The sequence below is a fragment of the Marinomonas ostreistagni genome (genome assembly GCF_016461785.1).
GTDB classification, from domain to species: Bacteria; Pseudomonadota; Gammaproteobacteria; order Pseudomonadales; family Marinomonadaceae; genus Marinomonas; species Marinomonas ostreistagni_A.
Window position 1 is genome coordinate 92,315 of the sequence record NZ_JAEMUH010000001.1, and the last position, 19,351, is coordinate 111,665.

General features: G+C 43.8%; 17 protein-coding genes. 11 read left to right on the forward strand and 6 right to left on the reverse strand.

Annotated elements, in window-relative coordinates:
• Genes JHD44_RS00430 through JHD44_RS00440 form a run of 3 tightly spaced genes read left to right on the forward strand, consistent with a single transcriptional unit; the run spans position 1 to position 3,064 of the window.
• On the forward strand, positions 1 to 1,176 hold the full coding sequence (locus JHD44_RS00430; protein WP_199459993.1) for a DegT/DnrJ/EryC1/StrS family aminotransferase: 1,176 nt from the start codon (positions 1 to 3) through the stop codon (positions 1,174 to 1,176).
• A gap of 2 nt (positions 1,177 to 1,178) precedes the next feature.
• Complete coding sequence (locus JHD44_RS00435) at positions 1,179 to 2,117, forward strand: NAD-dependent epimerase/dehydratase family protein (protein ID WP_199459995.1); 939 nt, start codon at positions 1,179 to 1,181, stop codon at positions 2,115 to 2,117.
• Positions 2,118 to 2,119: 2 nt separating this feature from the next.
• Entirely contained in the window at positions 2,120 to 3,064 is a 945-nt protein-coding gene (locus tag JHD44_RS00440; RefSeq protein WP_199459997.1) for a GDP-L-fucose synthase family protein, read from the forward strand.
• An 81-nt stretch (positions 3,065 to 3,145) separates the two neighbouring features.
• Here JHD44_RS00440 and JHD44_RS00445 read toward each other — a convergent pair whose 3' ends face one another.
• Genes JHD44_RS00445 through JHD44_RS19015 form a run of 3 tightly spaced genes read right to left on the reverse strand, consistent with a single transcriptional unit; the run spans position 3,146 to position 8,215 of the window.
• Entirely contained in the window at positions 3,146 to 4,522 is a 1,377-nt protein-coding gene (locus JHD44_RS00445; RefSeq protein WP_199459999.1) for a methyltransferase domain-containing protein, read from the reverse strand.
• A 9-nt stretch (positions 4,523 to 4,531) separates the two neighbouring features.
• A complete protein-coding gene (locus JHD44_RS00450) occupies positions 4,532 to 5,953 on the reverse strand; it encodes a hypothetical protein (RefSeq protein WP_199460001.1) in 1,422 nt (473 codons plus the stop codon).
• Positions 5,954 to 5,971: 18 nt separating this feature from the next.
• On the reverse strand, positions 5,972 to 8,215 hold the full coding sequence (locus JHD44_RS19015; protein ID WP_199460003.1) for a B12-binding domain-containing radical SAM protein: 2,244 nt from the start codon (positions 8,213 to 8,215) through the stop codon (positions 5,972 to 5,974).
• Positions 8,216 to 8,403: 188 nt separating this feature from the next.
• On the opposite strand from JHD44_RS19015, the gene JHD44_RS00460 reads away from it, so the two are divergent.
• From JHD44_RS00460 to JHD44_RS00495, 8 genes are read left to right on the forward strand one after another with little or no spacing between them, the layout of a single operon-like run.
• Positions 8,404 to 9,309, forward strand: a complete 906-nt coding sequence (locus JHD44_RS00460) for a hypothetical protein (RefSeq protein WP_199460005.1) — start codon at positions 8,404 to 8,406, stop codon at positions 9,307 to 9,309.
• Between the two features lie 10 nt (positions 9,310 to 9,319).
• Positions 9,320 to 10,630, forward strand: a complete 1,311-nt coding sequence (locus JHD44_RS00465) for a glycosyltransferase (RefSeq protein ID WP_199460007.1) — start codon at positions 9,320 to 9,322, stop codon at positions 10,628 to 10,630.
• 42 nt (positions 10,631 to 10,672) lie between these two features.
• Positions 10,673 to 11,488, forward strand: coding sequence for a transketolase (locus tag JHD44_RS00470; RefSeq protein ID WP_199460009.1), 816 nt, complete (start codon positions 10,673 to 10,675; stop codon positions 11,486 to 11,488).
• Positions 11,488 to 12,420 carry a transketolase family protein gene (locus JHD44_RS00475; RefSeq protein ID WP_199460011.1) on the forward strand — a complete coding sequence of 311 codons (933 nt, stop codon included), beginning with the start codon at positions 11,488 to 11,490 and terminating at the stop codon, positions 12,418 to 12,420. The genes JHD44_RS00470 and JHD44_RS00475 overlap by 1 nt, the downstream gene beginning before the upstream one ends.
• 10 nt (positions 12,421 to 12,430) lie before the next feature.
• Positions 12,431 to 13,186: a TylF/MycF/NovP-related O-methyltransferase gene (locus JHD44_RS00480; RefSeq protein ID WP_199460013.1), complete on the forward strand. Its 756-nt coding sequence runs from the start codon at positions 12,431 to 12,433 to the stop codon at positions 13,184 to 13,186.
• A 20-nt stretch (positions 13,187 to 13,206) separates the two neighbouring features.
• Positions 13,207 to 14,751: a B12-binding domain-containing radical SAM protein gene (locus JHD44_RS00485; protein WP_199460015.1), complete on the forward strand. Its 1,545-nt coding sequence runs from the start codon at positions 13,207 to 13,209 to the stop codon at positions 14,749 to 14,751.
• A gap of 5 nt (positions 14,752 to 14,756) precedes the next feature.
• Positions 14,757 to 15,461 (forward strand): sugar phosphate nucleotidyltransferase, encoded by a 705-nt coding sequence (locus JHD44_RS00490; protein ID WP_199460018.1) that lies wholly within the window; start codon positions 14,757 to 14,759, stop codon positions 15,459 to 15,461.
• Positions 15,458 to 16,456, forward strand: a complete 999-nt coding sequence (locus tag JHD44_RS00495; RefSeq protein ID WP_199460020.1) for a hypothetical protein — start codon at positions 15,458 to 15,460, stop codon at positions 16,454 to 16,456. Before JHD44_RS00490 ends, JHD44_RS00495 begins: the two co-directional genes overlap by 4 nt.
• Here the strand turns inward: JHD44_RS00495 and pseF are convergent.
• Genes pseF through pseB form a run of 3 tightly spaced genes read right to left on the reverse strand, consistent with a single transcriptional unit; the run spans position 16,447 to position 19,284 of the window.
• Positions 16,447 to 17,127, reverse strand: a complete 681-nt coding sequence (gene pseF / locus JHD44_RS00500; RefSeq protein ID WP_199460022.1) for a pseudaminic acid cytidylyltransferase — start codon at positions 17,125 to 17,127, stop codon at positions 16,447 to 16,449. The two genes, JHD44_RS00495 and pseF, sit on opposite strands and share 10 nt — an antisense overlap.
• The gene (gene pseC, locus JHD44_RS00505) at positions 17,124 to 18,299 is read right to left on the reverse strand and encodes a UDP-4-amino-4,6-dideoxy-N-acetyl-beta-L-altrosamine transaminase (protein WP_325097021.1); all 1,176 of its coding nucleotides are present in this window, start codon (positions 18,297 to 18,299) and stop codon (positions 17,124 to 17,126) included. Before pseC ends, pseF begins: the two co-directional genes overlap by 4 nt.
• A complete protein-coding gene (gene pseB / locus JHD44_RS00510) occupies positions 18,292 to 19,284 on the reverse strand; it encodes a UDP-N-acetylglucosamine 4,6-dehydratase (inverting) (protein WP_199460026.1) in 993 nt (330 codons plus the stop codon). Before pseB ends, pseC begins: the two co-directional genes overlap by 8 nt.
• Between the last annotated feature and the right edge of the window lie 67 nt (positions 19,285 to 19,351).

Consider the following 19,351-nt stretch of genomic DNA (forward strand, 5'->3'; position numbering starts at 1 on the left):
ATGTCATACGATTTAGCTGCTCCGACTTGGGGGCAAGAAGAGCTGGATGCATTACAAACCGTGATGGATTCGGGCTTTTTTACGATGGGGCCTCGCGTTGCCGAGTTTGAGCAAAAATTTGCTGCTTATCACAACAAGCAATACGGCATTATGGTGAACTCAGGTTCGTCAGCCAACTTGATTGCGATTGCTGCATTATTCTTCAAGAAAGACCGCCCATTACAACGGGGGGATGAGGTGTTGGTGCCAGCTTTGAGTTGGGCAACGACTTATCATCCTTTACAACAATACGGTTTAAAAGTGCGTTTTGTTGATATCGCGTTAGATAGCTTAAACATGGACCCAGATTTGATTGAAGCGGCGATTACCCCGGCAACCAAGATGATCTTGGGGGTCAGTATCTTGGGTAATCCGGCGGCACTGGATGTGATGCGTGATGTAGCAGACCGTCATGGTCTGTATTTTATGGAAGATAACTGTGAATCCATGGATGCCGAACTCAACGGTAAGAAAGCAGGTACTTATGGTGATTTGAATACCTTTAGCTTCTTCTTCTCTCACCATATTTCGACCATGGAAGGCGGTATGATTTTGACAGATGACGAAGAGCTGTATCAGCTTTGTCGTTGTCTGCGTGCCCATGGCTGGACACGAGATTTGCCTGAAGATTCGCTTCTCTATGAGCGTAAAGGTGAAGATCTATTTGAAGCCTATCGATTTATATTACCTGGTTATAATGTGCGTCCAACGGAGCTCAATGCAGCCGCAGGTCTGGAACAACTGAAAAAGCTACCAGGTTTTACCGCTGAACGCCGCAAAAACTGGGATCTATTTGTGGAGCTGTTTGGTAATGATGAACGTTTTATCATTCAGAAAGAGAACGGAAAAACATCGTGTTTTTGCTTTACCATCGTTCTGAATCCTGGAATGAACCTTGATCGTAAAGCCATTTTTGCAGCATTGACCGAGGCGAAAATTGGTTTCCGTATTATTACGGGCGGTAGCTTTCTTAAACATGACGTGATCAAGTACTACGACTATTCGGAAGCGACTCCAATCGTAAATGCCCATATTGCCCACGATTACGGTTTCTTTGTGGGTAACCACGCCTTTGATCTCAGTAAAGAGTTACATTTATTAAAAGACGTCTTGGATAAGACAGCGAAGGAGTTATAAGCATGTCTCAACATATTTTAGTGACGGGTGGCGCGGGTTACCTTGGTACGACCATGGTGCCAAAATTCCTAGAGTTAGGTCACAAGGTGACTGTGCTTGATAACTTTATGTTTGGCCAAGATTCATTAAATGCTGTCGTTGCACACCCAAACTTTAACGTTGAGCGCGGGGATGCTCGTGATGAAACGACCATGAAGCGTTTGGTAAAAGATGCCGATGTGGTGGTACCGTTAGCGGCACTTGTTGGAGCGCCCCTATGTGCTCGTGATCAAATAGGTACGGTAACAACCAATCGCGATGCAGTAGTAATGCTAACGAAGCTTCTTAGTAAAGATCAGCGCATCCTAATGCCGATTACTAACAGCGGCTACGGCATTGGTGAATCAGGTAAGTTTTGTACAGAAGAGTCGCCATTACGTCCTATCAGTCTCTACGGAAAGTCAAAAGTAGAAGCGGAAGCTGCCGTGTTAGAGCATGGCTCAGCGATCAGTTTCCGTCTGGCAACCGTGTTTGGTTTCTCTCCACGTATGCGCCTAGATTTGTTGGTGAACGACTTTGTATACCGTGCTGTGAAAGATCGTGCCTTGGTGCTGTTCGAGTCACATTTTAAACGTAATTACATTCATATCCGCGATGTGGCGAAAGCCTTTGTTCATGGCTTAGATAATTTTGACGCCATGCAAGGTGAAGCCTACAACGTAGGTTTGTCCGATGCGAACCTCTCAAAATTAGAGTTATGTCAGCGTATTCAGCAGCAAGTACCGGGCTTCACTTTCCTAGAAGCGCCCATTGGTGAAGACCCAGATAAGCGTGATTACATTGTTTCGAATGATAAGATTGAAGCCACTGGTTACATGCCAGATCATTCTCTAGATCAGGGTATTGCGGAGTTGATCAAAGGCTACCGTATGATTTCTAACTCAAAATTCTCGAACGTTTAATTATGGCGCAAGAGAAGCATTTTGATCTGACCGGTAAGCGTGTTTACGTTGCCGGTCATACTGGTTTAGTGGGCAAAGCCTTAGTTCAAACGTTAGAACAACGTGGTGTTACTGTCATCAAGGCAACGAAAGCGGAACTGGATTTGCGGGATCAAGCCAAGACCAATGCGTTTATGGCGGAGGAAAAACCAGATGTTGTCCTATTGGCAGCAGCGAAGGTAGGTGGCATCGAAGCAAATCGTACTCTGCCTGTTGATTTTCTATACGATAACCTGATGATTGCCAGTAATGTGATTCGAGCTGCAGCGGAAAGTGGTGTGAGTCGTTTGATGAATTTGGCATCTAACTGTTATTACCCTCGTGATGCAGCGCAGCCTTTACGCGAAGATAGCTTACTAACGGGGCCATTTGAACCCACTAATGAAGCCTATGCAACGGCTAAATTGGCTGCCATGCGGCTTACGCAATATTATGCGACCCAGCATGGTAAAGGTTTTTTTACCCTTGTTCCGACGAGTCTTTACGGGCCTGGTGATCATTTTAATGATGAGCGAGGTCATGTAATCCCTGCTTTGATTAATCGTTTTCATCAAGCGAAAACACAAGATTTGGATAAAGTGACCCTATGGGGGACCGGTTCTCCGACTCGTGAGTTTTTATATATTGATGATGCAGCGCTAGGCATGTTGCATTTTGTTGAGCATTATCAAGGTACCGAAGCCATCAACTTAGCGGGTGGGCAATCTATCTCGATTCGTGAATTGGGTGAAACCATTGCTTCCATTGTCGGCTATCAAGGTGAGTTATACTGGGATACCAGTAAACCAGATGGTATGCCTCACAAAGCTTTAGATAGTGAGAAATGCTTCGCCCATGATTGGCGCCCAGAAACCTCTTTTCACGATGGTTTGAAAGCGGCTTATCAGAGCTATCTTACATCTCTCTAAGCGAAGTCAGTACTAAAAAGCCCATGCCTAATTGATCGTGTTAACGAAGTTAGTCATGGGCTTTTTTGATTTTCGGTGAGCTTAACGCTTTTCTAAGTAGATAAAAGCAATTGGCAAGCTAAAGCTACGCACATCCAGCTCAAACTCATCTCCGAGAGCTTCGGTTAGCTCTCGAATCACTGAGTCTGTATTGTTTACAGCGACCAAGATCACCGATGCTGGTTGAGCAAAGAGCTCTTCTTTATCTGATAAGGTTAAATCAGAGTATTGCAGTGTATCTCGGAAAGCAAAGCGGTGTGTAAAACGACCGAAATGCAATTCAGAGGCCACTGGCTTGATCAGGCTGTTGAAGGTAGCAAAGCCCGCCTCTCCCCAAACATCAACATTGAGGTTCTTGCTTTCGATGAGTGAGAGCTGCTCCTGAATAAAATCTGCTTGGAGTGCCTGAACCAACTCGTGGTCGCTAGTGACAGAGCAGAGTGGTTGCGACTCGAGAATTGCTTCACTAGGTGGTGTTGTCTTGAATATACGGGTAAATTCCCCAGCAACACGTTGAGCGAAGTGCGCATGCAGTCCTATTTGAGCAAACGCTTGCGTGATATCAAGACCATGATAAGTGCCGCCACCTAATGGATAGATATCTTTAATAGCGGAGCGATGCTGAGACCCACGGCAGTATACCTGTCCCTCAGGCGCGAGTGTTCTCTCGATCAATGCCATAAACATCTTGAAATCTTCCGGTGGCAGATCATCTAACACGTGATTACACAGAATCAGGTCAAAGTGCTGATTAGGTAAACTGCCGGTCATCCAGCCTGGGAGCATTACTATTTGCTGGTCGCTTTCATTCTCTTGACCCAATGTCTTGAGATCGGGAGTGGCTAGATGGGCCAGTTTGTAGTCCAGCAAATCAATGAAGGTGGTATCACTTAGTTGATTTGATAGCTCTGAAGCCACTGCATTTTGCATTGCATAACAAAGAGCAATGCTGTCTACGCTGACATATTGTTTAGGTGGCAGGTCAGATAGCATAAACTGCACCATGTTACGACCTGCACCACCACCGATGTCGAGTACTCGAAGTGGCTTTACATCGCCAAGTAACTGGCGGTCAACACGTGTCTCTAAAACGTCAATCGGAAGGTCTGATTTCACCGGGCATGTGGTAATACTGCGTACGACACGATCGTAAGTAGTTTGAAACGCCTCGATGAAACTTGCATCATCAGTCGTGCTTTTTTCTAGCCATTCCGTAGCCGTTTTAGTTTGGTATTTACTAAGTGACTGAGTGCCAAGCAGCTGAATCAGTTTAGTGTTGGAGTAGCTGGTCTCCCACTGATTCTGAAGGTCGGAGTAGTAGGTGTAGTCTGATGTGAAAAGATAGTCACCAGAGGATTGGGCAGCACGCGCCAGTTTCGCTTGGCGCTTTTCAATTTCAAAGCCGTTCACTGAAAACATGGGCGTCCCTTACTTTAAATCGTTAATATGGAAAATTGGGGAGTCGAAGTGGCTATCCGTTTCAAGCAAGTATTGCTTACTCAAAATCAGCACGCCATAGAATGGGTAACAACGACGGATCGCAAATTGACAGTCATAGTGCTGACTTAAATCGGCCTCAATTTTCATTGCGTTAGCGTAAGAGCGGCATTGTTCTGATAAAACCACAACATGATCATTTCCTGCAACTAGCTCACTTAACTCTGAATCGCCTTGCCGAAGTTGACCTAACGCCGTTTCATTTAATACCGCGTTTTCTGAGCTGTTTTGCGCCACGGATTGGCCGTCAAACTGCTCAAAAAGTGGGTTGTCATTGCCGACAATTAAGGCTGGTTGTCCGCTTTTTGCCAATAAGCCTAGATGTTTTCTGGTGTATTGGCGTGCTGCGTACAAGGTAATCTCACGAGAGTGTTTTAGCTCCCACAATACGCACTCATCGGTTTGTTCTTTGGCGCAGGCGTTCTTGAAGTGTTGAGAGTCTTGTTTGGCAAAAACTGTGGTTAGATAGCCGCCAAGTGATTCGGTATGGATAGGCAGAAGACCCAATTTACCGAGTTCTTCGACAAGCTCCAAGCCATGCAAATCGACCGTGTTCCAATAATCGCGTGTGTCACCCCAAGTTAACTCACTGCGAACAAAGACAATTCCTTCATCATTTAGACTGATATCAATGAAGTCCACCATACGCAGGAAGTCTTCTTTACTCAACTCACCATGAACGTGTGACAGAACCACAACGTCTTGTGTTTTCGGTACAAGAAGGTCTTTGGCGACCCAAGTTGGGATATGTGTACGGTGGAATGATGACGATGCTAAGTCTGGAAGCGGGCGACCCAGTGCTTCGTAATCTAGGTATTCAAAAAGTGACTCATCACCTTGTAAGATGTCTAAATAAGAGAGCACCATATTTTGTAGGGTGTATGCCGCTAACGTGGCATCAAGTGCTGTATAGGTGGTGTTCGGATGATCTAGGTAAGACATAACGCCATAGCGTGCTGCGCCGGCTCCGAAATCTAAAATGTTACAGCTTTCTGGATAATACTGTTTGATCAAACGCCAACTCACCAATGTTTCTAGTAAATCGTGGCGAAGGTCTCCCGTGTTTCCGGTTGTTGCTAGCAATCGTGAAACATTTGTGTAGAGTTGAATATACTGCTTCATCCATTCAGATTCTTCAGGGCTTAACTCTCCTGCATCGGCAATGAACTCGTTCAGCTTGTGAGCATGTGTGCGGTGAATGCTTAGAAAATCAATGAGCTCAGCAGGTTTATCGTAACGCTCCCATTTGTTCTCCACATCAATCCAATAGCCAAAGCTGTTCATGGCATTGTCTTTATCAAGTTTCGATCGAGCAAGTTCCCTCGACGTTTTAAAAACCATTGGATCTATCATGAATCTTTCCTTATTAGTTTAAATCTTCTTCGCATTTTGAGAGCTCCATTCGGCGTAGCTGCCTACGCGAATATTTAGCTCACTAGCCGCATCAAGAATTCGTTTTAAACGAGCCAATCGAACATCTTGATCGATATAAGGGTCCACACTATGCCAATATTTGTAAGGAATATATTTAGGGAATTGGCGATAAAGATCGTTAAGATCCTCATTGAATCGCATGCCCAACTCTTCAGGCTTTTCCCAGTAAACACTGCCGGCAATCAGCATCAAGGTATTGATATTCTCGATGGTGTCGATATTAGCTGCATTTAGACGAATGTTATCAATAGTTTCGTCAATATCTTCTTCGGTTTCATGAGGAATACCAATCACCAAGTTGATCGCAACGAGAATGCCAGCAGCTTTAGTCATCTCGATAACTTCTGCGATATGCTTTGCTGTGTAACCTTTTTTATGAAGTTTTAATGTGTTTTTAGACCAACCATCAATGCCATAGCGCAAATAGTTAAAGCCAGCCTTTCTTAGCACTTCGAAATAGTCTGGAGTGTAGCCCTTTTGTACTCGAAGTTGCCCAGCCATTGTGATGCCAGTGATGCCTCGGCGGATAATTTCTTCACACAGCTCCCTAACGGCCATAGGGTCGCCAGATAAATCACTATCATTAAAGTGGAAGTTATTGGCGCCTTTAGATACTAAAAATTCAATTTCATCTGCAAGGCTTTGTGGGCTGCGACGACGCCAAGAAAAGCGCTCACCACAGAAAGTACATTTTGACCACTTACAGCCACGAGACAATAAGATCGGTACTAATTGATAGCCGTTATAGTTCTTGTAAAGATTGATGTCTGCCCATTCATAAGTTGGATAGCCAAGTGGATCTAGATCTTCTACCAGATGCGCTGGGGTAAAGGTATTGCCGGAAATGAGGCCCTCATCTTTACTGATGACTCCTGGGAGTCCAATAACCTTCTTATTATCCAAAATGAGTTGGATAAGGTCTGGTAGGCTGCCTTCGGCTTCAAAGATCACCATGTAGTCATAGTCATCAAAAATCTTCGGTCCAACTTCTGGGTTAATGCATTCATAGCCTCCAACAATAACTTTGGTGTCGGGTAATTGAGGGCGAATTTTACGCACAATCTTTTGTACTATGAGGGTGTTGGTTCCGTTCAAAGAGAAGCCGATGATCTTTGGGGCTGCTTGGACAATACGGTCGCTGATTTTATCGAGCAGTTCGTCAAAATAGCTGACGAAATCAGGATCTTTCCAAGAGTCTTCAATAAAGGCGATGGCCCAAGGGTCTGCCGGCATTTCTTTGCCAGATGGGGAGTAGATATGCTTATGGTCATCCAAGATACGATTGGAATGGTAGCGATGGTAGATGATCATATCCAAATCGACAGTTTGGAAGTTGATGCCTAGACCTTTTAGGATGTTGTGAACATAGCCCAAACCGTTAGGCAGCATGCCCAGCATTCGCCCTGGTAAGTCTAACAGCAACATATCTAAACCACTCTCAAAGCGGATCGCTGGAATATCTACAGGATAGATACTGTATTCTGGCTCATGCCACATCTGCTCACGAATTAACTCAGATGGCAAGGATTTGATTAGCTCATCAAAATAGAGCGTGGGTATTTTGATGTTTTGTTCTTCAAGGTCATGCCGAGCATCCACACTCGCAATGTAGTCAGGTGTATTGACGAACAAACTGTTAGCCTTAGACCAATCTCCTGATGTGATGATCTGCGCAGCTAATTCTGGGTGAGCTAGGAGTAGCGCTTCAGAGAGAGGGTTAGTGATGTAAAATGCCACAGGTTGTGGGGCGTTGGTAATTTCAGTTGCCAGCCATTTTAGAATGTTCTGATCACTGTCACTGCCGTCATATTGAAGTATCTTGCGTGGCACTATTCGACTTTGTACCTTGAGGACGTCATCGATATTGAGCCCTTGACGGTAGGTTACTATGTCTTTTTGAAATCCCAGCTCTCTTAAATGGTTTTTCAGCTCTGTGGCACCAGCGCCCATGGTTAAGATAATGGCATCTACGTCTTTTACGGTGTTTAGATCAGCTAAAATAGCCTCTGAGCTGATGACGGGACGATCTTTGAACCTGCCGTTTGCAGGTGGGTATTTATCGATGAATAAGCTTACCTCGATTTGTTTGAGCATTAATGCGTCGAAACAAACAGCCCCTGATAAAGCTGCTCCCCAAATTGCTACCTTTTGCCAATGAAGTTGCTGGTTATTTGTATTCACGATAGGGCCTAAGATCAAATTAAGTTTGTAGTTTATCAATTAGATTAACTTTAGTTTTCCAGTTTTGCTAGAGAACTAATGCTTAAACATAAGAAAGAAAATTTGCTTTGATAAAGTTCTAAAGTCTTTAAAAATTAAGACGATATAGTCTTTTGGATCTGGCTTTTTATATGGAAACAGTGGCGAAAATGAAATTTAAACTGGTTTACGGGAATCACTGGAACTTTGGTATTGTTGTAGCTGATACCTTTTTGATGTTGCAAGGAGCGCTTCATGAAATGGGGTTTCAAGCAGACATTGAAAAGGAAATCCAAATAGAGCCTGGTGTCACTTATGTCTTTATAGAAGGGTTTGATAAAGATTATGCTAAATCACTTCAGTCTATTAAAGATATAGGCTCGAATGTTTGGATTATTGCAACGGAAGAGTGGGCTGATGGAACATTTAATTTAAGTGCAAGGCAAGGTGATAATGGGCAGTACTCCAAAAGTGAGTACTGGGATGAACGTTTCCAAGCCTTTATGTTAGCCATTGAAAGCTGCGATCTTGTTTGGCATCTGAGTGAGCAGCAGGCAGAGCGTTATAAGAACGTTTTGGAAGTGCCTGTGGAGTTTCTCCCTCACGGGTTTACCGATAACTTTGCTTCTGTTCGTCATAGAGAGCACAAAGATATTGACTTTGTTTTTACTGGAACTCTGACAGATCATCGTCGAGACTGCTTTAATTATCTTGAAAATAAAGGCTACAAAGTCGTTTACCTACCAGTATTGACTGCGTCTTTTCATCGTGATGATGTTGTGTCTAGAGCAAAAATTGGTTTGAACGTTAAGCAAAGTAAAGACTGGCCTCAATTCTCCAACTCACGTGCGAATTATCACTTGTGTAATCAATCGAGCCTTATTTCTGAGTATTGCCCAGATTCCTGTGCTGTTGCGGATTTCATACATATGCCCAGCAATGATTTCTTGCCTTATGTTGAATGGTTTATAAATGATAATGACTGGAATGCTGAAGCTAAGAAATCTTCCGTCCGTTATCAGACTGAGCACCGCTTATCTAGTCTAATTGAGTCTGTAGTCCGGTATTACTTATAGTAGGAGCTTTATGAACGCGCTGTTTTTGATTCAAAACTTTAGCACTAAGTCCCTTACTGACTCTGCTGGCTACAACGAAATTTTGATGCCATTCGTTAAGTCATCTGTTTGCGATCAATACGAAGTGGTTAGCTGGCAGTTTAGTGCTGAGGATGTGCATAACCATGTCCAGAAAATATGTCAGAAGTTAGTTGAAGAGTATCTTGATACTCCAGTAACCGTTTACGGTGCTGGTTCTCATACGAATGAGTTCTGGTCATATTTCTCTTCTTGCAATATTGTTGCGTTTGCAGACAGCCAGTCTGAAAAACAAGGGACAGCATTGCATGGTATACCTATTATCGATCCTGACAGCATTGATACCGAAGTTATTATAATTTCTAGTCGAGCTTGGGAGGCGTCAATACATGATGAACTTAGATTGCGATTTCCGAATGCTCGAATCGTGACTTTTTATGATTCACTTCATGATTCAATTTCCGTGCTGAACGATCAGAGCGTGGAAGAGGCTATTTATAATCACGAAAACAAGGGGGTCGACGCTATTTTTTACACACCAGCTGACCCTTCAGAAGCTTTAACCTTTGAGCAGCTGAGCAGGCTGAAAACAGTCTTTCAATGCCCTCTAGCTGTGGTTTGGTGGGATTATGATGATCAAACCAAAAACAACCCTTATACCCAGTTTGAGAAAGAGAGTCTCAGCGCAGCAGATCTGATTATTGATCCGGGGAATTATACAAAGACTCGAAAGATGCGTTGTAAGGAGTTCCCTTTTGAGGATCACCCTCATGTAGAAAAAGTTGCAATATTTCCCACTCCAGCTAATGAATCCGTGTTTTTTCCTAGACTCAAAGATATTGATATAGCGTTATTTGGTAGTGAGGTGGGACTTCGTGGTGATTGGATTCGATTGTTGAAATCAAAATATCCCGATAGGTTCCGACACATTGGGGGAGTGGATGCGGGTAAGCAACCTATCTCAATGGAAGAATATGCTGAGTTGTCTGGTCGCAGCAAGATAATTGTGAATACCCAGACCTATACTTTTCGAAGCCAATGTAAAGGTAAAGTTCGTGAAGCTTTAGCAAGTGGCGCTTTGCTACTAGAGCAAGATAGTTACGATACCCGTGCTTTTTTGGGTGGGCTTGAATGTGTTAAGTTTTTTAAGAATGAAGATGAACTTATTGAATTAATTGATTTTTATCTTGAGAATGAACCTGAGCGTGAACGCCTTGCACAGGAAGGGTATGAGTGGTATTTGGCCCAATGGGGGGCTGAGCCTTGGTCAAAAAAAATCCGTGATAGGTTAATGAAAGGCTAAAAACGGTCGATGACTGTTAGTAGTGAAGTATAAAAGGTAAAGATGATGGAATCTGGTTTAAAGAGACTTGCAGCCACATGGCGAGCAACCTGTTTGAAAATGTCTAGGGTAGGCAGGCATGGTCACCTCAGTTCTTCGCTAGGGTATATCGAGGTTTTAGCGTTTCTATATAAGCGTTGGTTAAAGTTAGCCCCCGACTCAGAGGGACCATCGGATAAATTTATACTTAGTAAAGGACATGGTTGTTCTGCTTTGTATGTGGCATTAGCGGATTGTGGATTTATTCCGGTTGAGTCACTTAGCCAATACGCAAAACCCGGAGCCCAACTCGGCTGCCACCCATGTAAGCATGCCTTGAATATACTAGAAACTTCATCAGGTAGTTTAGGGCAGGGGTTAGGTGTTGCTTCAGGTATTGCCTTAGCTCAGAGACTCAGTGGAGAACAATCTAAGATAGTTATTCTATTGGGTGATGGAGAAATGAATGAAGGCTCTATCTGGGAGTCTTTAACCTTTATAAAGGCTAATCAGCTTAATAATATCATCGCTATCATTGATTATAATGGTGTTCAAGCTGTAGGGAATACTGATCGAATAGTTGGTGGTACGAGTCTTGAGAAAAAAATTGCAGCGTTTGGATGGCATACTCAAACGATTGATGGCAATGACTTTGCTCAGATAGAAGATGCCTTTAGTCAACTGGAGGGTGTTTTGGACCAACCTAAAGCGATTATTGCGCATACCCGTTTAGGGATTGATTACATGAATGTTGAGTCGGCCTTATGGCATTATCGTATTCCTTCCGATGAGGAGTATGATTCAGCTCTTGCTCAACTTGATGCGGAGCCAATTTTTTAATGAGACGAGCATTCAGTGATACGCTGGTGGAAGTCGCCGACGTAAATGACAAAATGGTTTTTCTAACCGGTGATCTCGGCTTTGAGGTTTTTACCGAGTTAGAAAAAAAACACCCAACTAAATATATTAATGCCGGAATTGCCGAAGCTCAGCTTGCGATGTGTGCGACGGGTTTAGCGTTAAGCGGTTTTCGTCCTGTGATTTACTCTATTGCTTCTTTCATGACGGGGCGAGCCTTTGAGTTAATTAGGACAGGTATTAATTATCAGCAGTTGCCAGTTCTCATCATTGGAGCTGGTGGTGGCTATACCTATGCTAATAGCGGTGTGACTCATCATGCCGCTGAAGACTTAGGTTTGATGCAGCTTATGCCTGGGATGCAGATTATCAACCCTGGTTCTCCTTCAGAAGTACGGGAACTTATGCTGCAATTCTTTGAGCAGGATAAACCTGCTTATATGCGTGTAGGTCGTTTCGGTGAGCCTGAATACACTGCAAAAGATCCCATCATATTAGGTAAAGCTCGTTTAGTTTCTGAGGCAAAAAAACAAGTTAGTAAACCATCGGTAGCACTTTTAAGTACTGGCGACACGGTAATTTCCTGCATTGAAGCAAACAAGCTTTTAAAGGAGCAGGGTTTTGATGTCACCCATTATCAGTACCACAGCTTGTCTCCTTTTGACGTTAAAACATTAGAACAAGTTTTATCGAATTATGATCACGTTATTGTTGTCGAAGATCACTTTCCTATTGGGGGGTTGTATAGTCAAGTGAGCTCTTTTCACGCAGGGTCCAACAGTAGCGCTAAACTTACTCGTCTTGGCCCCCCTCATGAATTATTGTTCGGAGAACCTTCGATAGCGCAGTTACGTGAGCAGTTTTCTTACGATGTAAGTGGCATTGTAAGTACTTGTATGGCACTTCAAAGATAAGTTGAGACCTATGACAGAATCTAAAGATATTAAAATTATGAGATTTGGCCCAGAAGGGGAAGATGAGCGTAGGTCGCAGATGATCGACTTGTTGCAAGAGTGTCCGATACCGAAAGAAGAGTTACTTTTGAATACAGGTATGTTTTTGACACCTCAGACTCTGTCGCGCGTCCTTTACATGGACCATTTGTACAAGAAGATTATTAATGTGCAAGGAGTGATAATGGAGTTCGGTTGCCGTTGGGGGCAAAACTTATCACTATTTACCGCGATGCGAGGTATCTATGAGCCTTTTAACCGTCTGAGAACTGTTGTTGGATTTGATACGTTCTCGGGCTTTGTAGAGGTTGATGAACGAGATGGCAAAGATATGGATGTTTGCTCCTACTCTGTAACTAATGGATACGAAAGCTACTTAGACCAGTTACTTCACTTTCAGGAGCAAGAGAGCCCTCTGTCTCATCTTAAAAAGTATACTCTAGTCAAGGGAGATGTTTGTGAAACAGTCCCGCAGTACCTGCAAGAACATCCAGAAACAATTGTCGCATTGGCCTATTTTGACTTGGATCTTTATAAACCAACAAAGGCTGTTATCGAAGCCATTCGTCATCGAATACCTAAAGGGGCAGTCATAGCATTTGATGAAATAAATGATGCCTCATGCCCCGGTGAAACACTGGCTTTGCTGGAGAGCTTTGGTATCAATAATTGTCGAATAGAACGTTATCAATATAATGCTCGCACATCCTATTTTGTATATGAATAATCCAATCAAAGGTGCCCATTATGACTGATTTAGTCATTATCAACCCTACTGCCCATGCTCAAATCTATCAAGGTCTAAGCAATGGCTATGCGGCATTTGAACCGCCAATTTGGGCGGGAATGTTAAGCCTAGCAATGAAGTATCAAGGCTTTGATGTGGAGTTAGTGGATTGTGAGGGGTTAAGTATTGGTTATGAAGATGCTGCTAGGCTTGTAAAAGACTGCCGCCCAAAGTTAGTGTGTATCCCTGTTTATGGACAGCAGCCATCAGCATCTACTCAGAATATGTATGGTGCTTCTTTGACATGTAGTGCCATAAAAGACTTATGCCCGGATATTCCTGTCTTATTGATCGGAGGTCATATCTCAGCGCTACCTGAACAAACGCTCTTGGAGGAAAGAGCTGACTTTGTGTGTCAAGGGGAAGGCGTTCACACACTGAGTGGGTTGCTGCAAAGTGATATGACTAGAACAGATCACTTGAAGAAAGTTCCAGGGCTTTGGTTTAAAGACGAGTTTGGTTTGGTGCAACATACTGCTCAAGCGCCTATGATTCCGATGAAAGAAATGGAGCTCGTATTGCCTGGGGTGGATTACGACGCCTTGCCGATGGACAAGTATCGTGCGCATAACTGGCATTGTTATGATGGCATGACGGATCGATCTGGTTATGCATCCATATACACCAGTCTTGGTTGCCCATTCTCCTGTAGCTTTTGCTGTATCAATGCTCCATTTGGTGCAAATAAATTCCGTTATTGGTCACCTGAGTTTATTGTCAACAAGATTGACAAGCTAGTAGAAAAACACGGAATTAGAAACTTAAAAATTGCCGATGAAATGTTCGTACTTAGGGATGATCACTTTCTTGAAATCTGCAAGCTACTAGCACAAAGAGATTACAAACTTAATATTTGGGCTTACAGTCGTATTGATACTATTAAAGATCGTCATCTTGAGGCCTTAAAGGCTGCGGGTGTAAATTGGTTGGGACTAGGGATTGAATCCATTTCTAAAAAAGTCCGTGATGATGTGATAAAAGGGCGATTCAGTGATGACAAAATCACCCAAGTAGTTAAGAAAATTCAGGGTGCAGGCATTAATGTTGCGGGCAACTTTATTTTTGGTTTGCCCGAAGATGATTTCGACAGTATGAAGCTTAACCTTGACTACTGTATGTCATTGGAACTGGATATGGCGAACTTGTATTCTGCCATGGCTTACCCCGGTTCTCAGCTACACCGTTCTGCGCTACAAGACGGTTTTGAACTGCCTGATTCTTGGTTGGGCTATTCACAGCACTCTTTTGAATGTAAGCCTCTATCGACCAATTACATAGATAGTAGCCAAGTTTTAGCATTTAGAGATAAAGCATGGCAGGCGTTCCATACTGATCCCGCTTACTTGGCGCGTATGGAAGCGAAATTTGGTGCAGAGGTGGGACAGCATCTACGTGAGATGACTCAGTATGTTTTACCTAGAAAAAATGCAGCTCCCACGTTGCAGCAAGAATTTTCTTATCCGCATTTTAATAGTGCTGACTATTTAATCCCCAATACAAAGTAGAATCTATGGTACCGACACTTGTTGTATTGGCTGGAGGGCTAGGGACTCGTTTACGCTCTGTAGTGGCCGATCAGCCTAAAATCCTAGCTCCAATTGGCCGACACCCTTATTTGCATCACTTACTTAAGTGGGCAGAGCAACAAGGCATAGAACATATGCACTTCTGCTTAGGTTTTATGGCGGAAAAAGTCGTGGCGTGGTTGCAGGAGAGTGATTCAACGATCCAATTCAGCTGGCAAATCGAAACAAAGCAATTGGGCACTGGCGGGGCGGTAAAGCTAGCTTTAGAGCAAGATGATTTGTCTGGTGCTGATGAACTATTGATTTGTAATGGGGATACATTTGTAGACTTCTCGGTGTCTGAGTTTGTCTGTAAAAGTCGTATCGTTGGAGGGGGGGTTCTTACGGTGCATGTTGACGATTCTGGGCGCTTTGGAACTGTAAAGCGTAATGAATCAGATTGTCTTGACTGTTTTCTGGAAAAGCATGGGCGAAATGAACCAGGAGAGATAAACGCAGGCTGGTATTATTTTGACAAGGTTTTGTTGGAACAGCTTTTTTCATTAGATGTCACGTCACTCGAAAGAGATTTTCTAATGAAAAAAGATCTTGGGCCGATACTTTGTGTAGATACAGGTCGTCAATTTCTCGATTTTGGCACACCAGAAAGTTATCAAGTGGCCCAGACACTATTTAAGGATGCTTTATGATTATCACTCGCACCCCCTTTCGAGTCTCTCTTTTTGGCGGTGGAACCGATTACCCTGCGTGGTATTTAGAGCATGGCGGCGCTGTAGTTGGCACAACGATTGATAAATACTGTTACTTAAGTGTACGCAAACTCCCGCCATTCTTTGAGCATAAACATCGTATTGTTTACTCGAAGATCGAGAATGTCAGCGACATATCAGAAATCACTCATCCTGCCGTGAGGGGGGTGATGCAGGAACACCCAGTTGAACATGGTGTTGAAATACATCATTTCAGCGATTTACCAGCTCGTTCAGGTTTGGGGTCGAGCTCTGCTTTCACTGTTGGCTTGGTGAATGCTCTTCGAGGCCTTGATGGAAAAATATCAAGTGCTCACTATTTAGGTCTTGAAGCGATACGCATTGAGCAAGAAGTCATCGGCGAAAAAGTTGGTTCACAGGATCAAATCTGGGCTGCTCATGGTGGAACCGCGTTTGTTGAGTTTAATCAGAACGGCCGGATTGATGTGAATAAATTAATCATGCGCCCGGGTAACCACTCATTTCTTAATGATCATATTTTATTGTTTTTTACTGGTTTTACTCGCATAGCCGAAACCATTGCAGTAAAACAAATTGATAACGTTAAGAAAAAACAGCAGCAACTGCGAACACTCCATCAGATGGCGGTTGAAGCACGAAGCATTCTTCAATCTAAGTCCCCTGAATTTGCTCACATCGGCCAGATGCTTGATGATGCTTGGCATTTAAAGCGTGAGCTTGCAGAAGGTGTTTCAACGCCTGCTATCGATGAAATTTATGCGGCAGGTATTAAGGCCGGAGCGTTAGGTGGGAAATTGCTTGGCGCCGGTGGCGGTGGTTTTATGATGTTTTTTGCACCGCCAGAGGTCCATGAGAACATTCGTAAGGCATTAAGCAAGCTAATTCATGTCAACTGCAACATAGGCAGCGAAGGTAGCAAAGTGGTGACTTACGAACACTATGATTACGAGTGAAGTATCAGCTGTTGTAAGCGAAGCCAGTCTTCCTCTGTATCCAGATCCTGAATGCGATGTCTTGGTAACATAATAGGCGTCGCTAACTCAGAAAACATGGCAGGGTTGGTGAGCCATTGTTCTGCTGTTCCCCAGTAGAATTGCCCTGCGTCGTGAATCGCTTCTTCGAGATCTTGTGAGCGCTTACCGATATGTTCCGGATACATTGACTGTAGTTTTCCATTGCGTATACATAATGCTCTCTGAACAGGAAAATCAAACGTTGTCGCGGAAAAGCTTAAAGGCGTTTTTTCGAGAGCGAGATAGCCTTGATGGATATCCTCAGCTTTTAGTAGAGGACACGTTGCGTATATCAAACATGCTTTCTCTATATTCAAGCCCTGCTTAATAAGTGTACGCAGCGCATGCTGCATCACTGGCGTGGTGCCAGTGAAATGATCAGCAAGCTCATCAGGGCGAGTGAACGGTGTTTCTGCTCCCCAGTCTCTAGCCACTTCTGCTATTTCCTGATCATCTGTGGAGACAATGACTTTATCAAAAAGACCTGACTTCAAGGCTGTTTCAATTGAGTAAGCAATTAAGGGCTTACCGTTTAGCAGTTTGATATTTTTGCGAGGAATACGCTGGGAGCCGCCTCGAGCAGGGATGACGGCGATATTAATGCTGGTCATAAGATAAATGCCTGATCGATGGCATCTTTTAATATTTGTGCGACCACTTCCTGCTCTTGATCGGTGAGGTCTGGGAACAAAGGCAGGCTGAGGGTTCTATGGTAATAGTCCTCAGCAATCGGGAATTGTCCCCAGCTGAAGCCTAGTTTTTGGTAGTAAGGCTGAGTATGCACTGGAATATAGTGCACCTGAGTACCAATATTATGATCGCGTAGATATTTGAAAATAGCGGCTTTTTGTTCCGTTAAAGCCTCATTCAAGACAATTGGAAATAAGTGCCAGCTTGAGTATGCGTAATCGGCTTCCCCTGGTAACTGGATAGGCAAACCACGTAATAGTTGATAATAACGCTGTACTAACTCTCGACGGCGCTCAATAAAACTGTCAAGACGTTTGAGTTGCGACAAACCTAATGCTGCTTGCAACTCTGTCATGCGGTAATTAAAGCCAAGGGTTTGTTGCTCGTAGTACCAATCACCCGGAGATCTGCTTTCGAGTTCACGTTTGTTTTTAGTCACCCCTTGATTAACCAATAGGCGCAAGTGTTCGGCCAGAGCTTCTTGGTTAGTAATGGCCATACCTCCCTCAGCCGAGGTCATCACTTTCACTGGGTGAAAACTAAAGATGCAAATATCAGAGTAACGACTGCCAACTGGCGTGCCTTTGAATTTCGCACCAATGGCGTGTGAAGCATCTTCAATGATGGCAAAGCCATATTGCTGGGATAGCTCATAAATAGCGCGCATATCACATGGATGGCCACCAAAATGCACAGGGATAACCACTTTAGGAAGAGTGTCATTTTGGGCTGCCAAAGCCAGCTTTTCAGCAAGTTTTATGGGGCACAAGTTATAGGTTTGCGGGTCGATATCGACAAAGTCGACTTTTGCATCGCAATAAAGCGCACAGTTAGCGCTGGCAATAAAGGTATTAGGTGTGGTCCAAACCCAGTCGCCCTCAGATACACCAAGTGCAAGACATGCAACATGAAGGGCTGAAGTCGCGCTGTTGGCAGCTATACCAAACTTACAGTGACTCAGTTCGGCAATGGCTTGCTCAAATTGACCTACAATAGGTCCTTGTGTCAGAAAGTCTGAGGTCAGCGCATCGCAGACAGCTTCTACATCTGCAACAGAAATAGACTGGCGTCCATAGGGTATGAAGTTAGCCACGTTCAAACTCTAAAATTTGCTCTACGCTTAGAAAGTCAGGATTACTGCCGGACTGATACTCGAAACCTGGTGCAACAAGTACAGCGCTTTCTCCGAGGCGATTCTCATCGTATTTCAGATCGTCACGATAAAACTTGATGCTGGGTGCAATCACGAAATGATCATGGTATTCGAAAGTATGGTAGGAGTCGTCCGCTGGGCACATAACTTCATGTAACTTTTCACCTGGACGAATGCCAATGTCTTCAGTCGGAATGCCAGGCGCGTAGGCCTCTGCGAGGTCTGCAATACGTACCGATGGGATTTTTGGAACGAAGATTTCACCACCGTGCATGCGCTCAAAATTCTTGAGAACAAAATCAACACCCATTTGCAACGTGATCCAAAAACGCGTCATCTCAGGGTGAGTAATCGGTATGCTTTTTGCTCCCTCGGCGACTTTCTTTTGAAATAGAGGGACAACTGACCCACGGGAGCCTACGACATTACCATAACGAACCACAGAGAATCGGGTTGGACCTTTACCAACAGTATTATTCGCAGCGACGAAAAGCTTATCTGAAGCAAGCTTGGTTGCCCCGTATAGATTGATTGGCGCGGCTGCCTTATCAGTGGATAGAGCGATGACCTTTTCAACGTTGTTTGCAATGGCAGCAGAGATAACGTTTTCAGCCCCATGAATATTGGTTTTGATGCATTCCATTGGGTTGTATTCGGCTGCCGGGACTTGTTTTAGTGCCGCGGCATGAATCACATAATCTACATCGCGCATAGCCTGTGTTAATCGGTCTTTGTCACGCACGTCGCCTATAAAGTAACGCATACAAGGTGCATCGAACTCTTGCTGCATTTCGTACTGTTTAAGCTCATCACGAGAATAAACGATTAAACGCTTGGGTTGATAACGATCCAGCAGTGTTCTGACGTATTTTTTTCCAAATGAGCCTGTGCCACCGGTGATTAGAATGCTTTTGTTATCAAACATAATTGTTTATCTCTTCTTTAATTCTGTCAGGCTCATAATCGTATGAGTTAAATATTCACCGATTTTA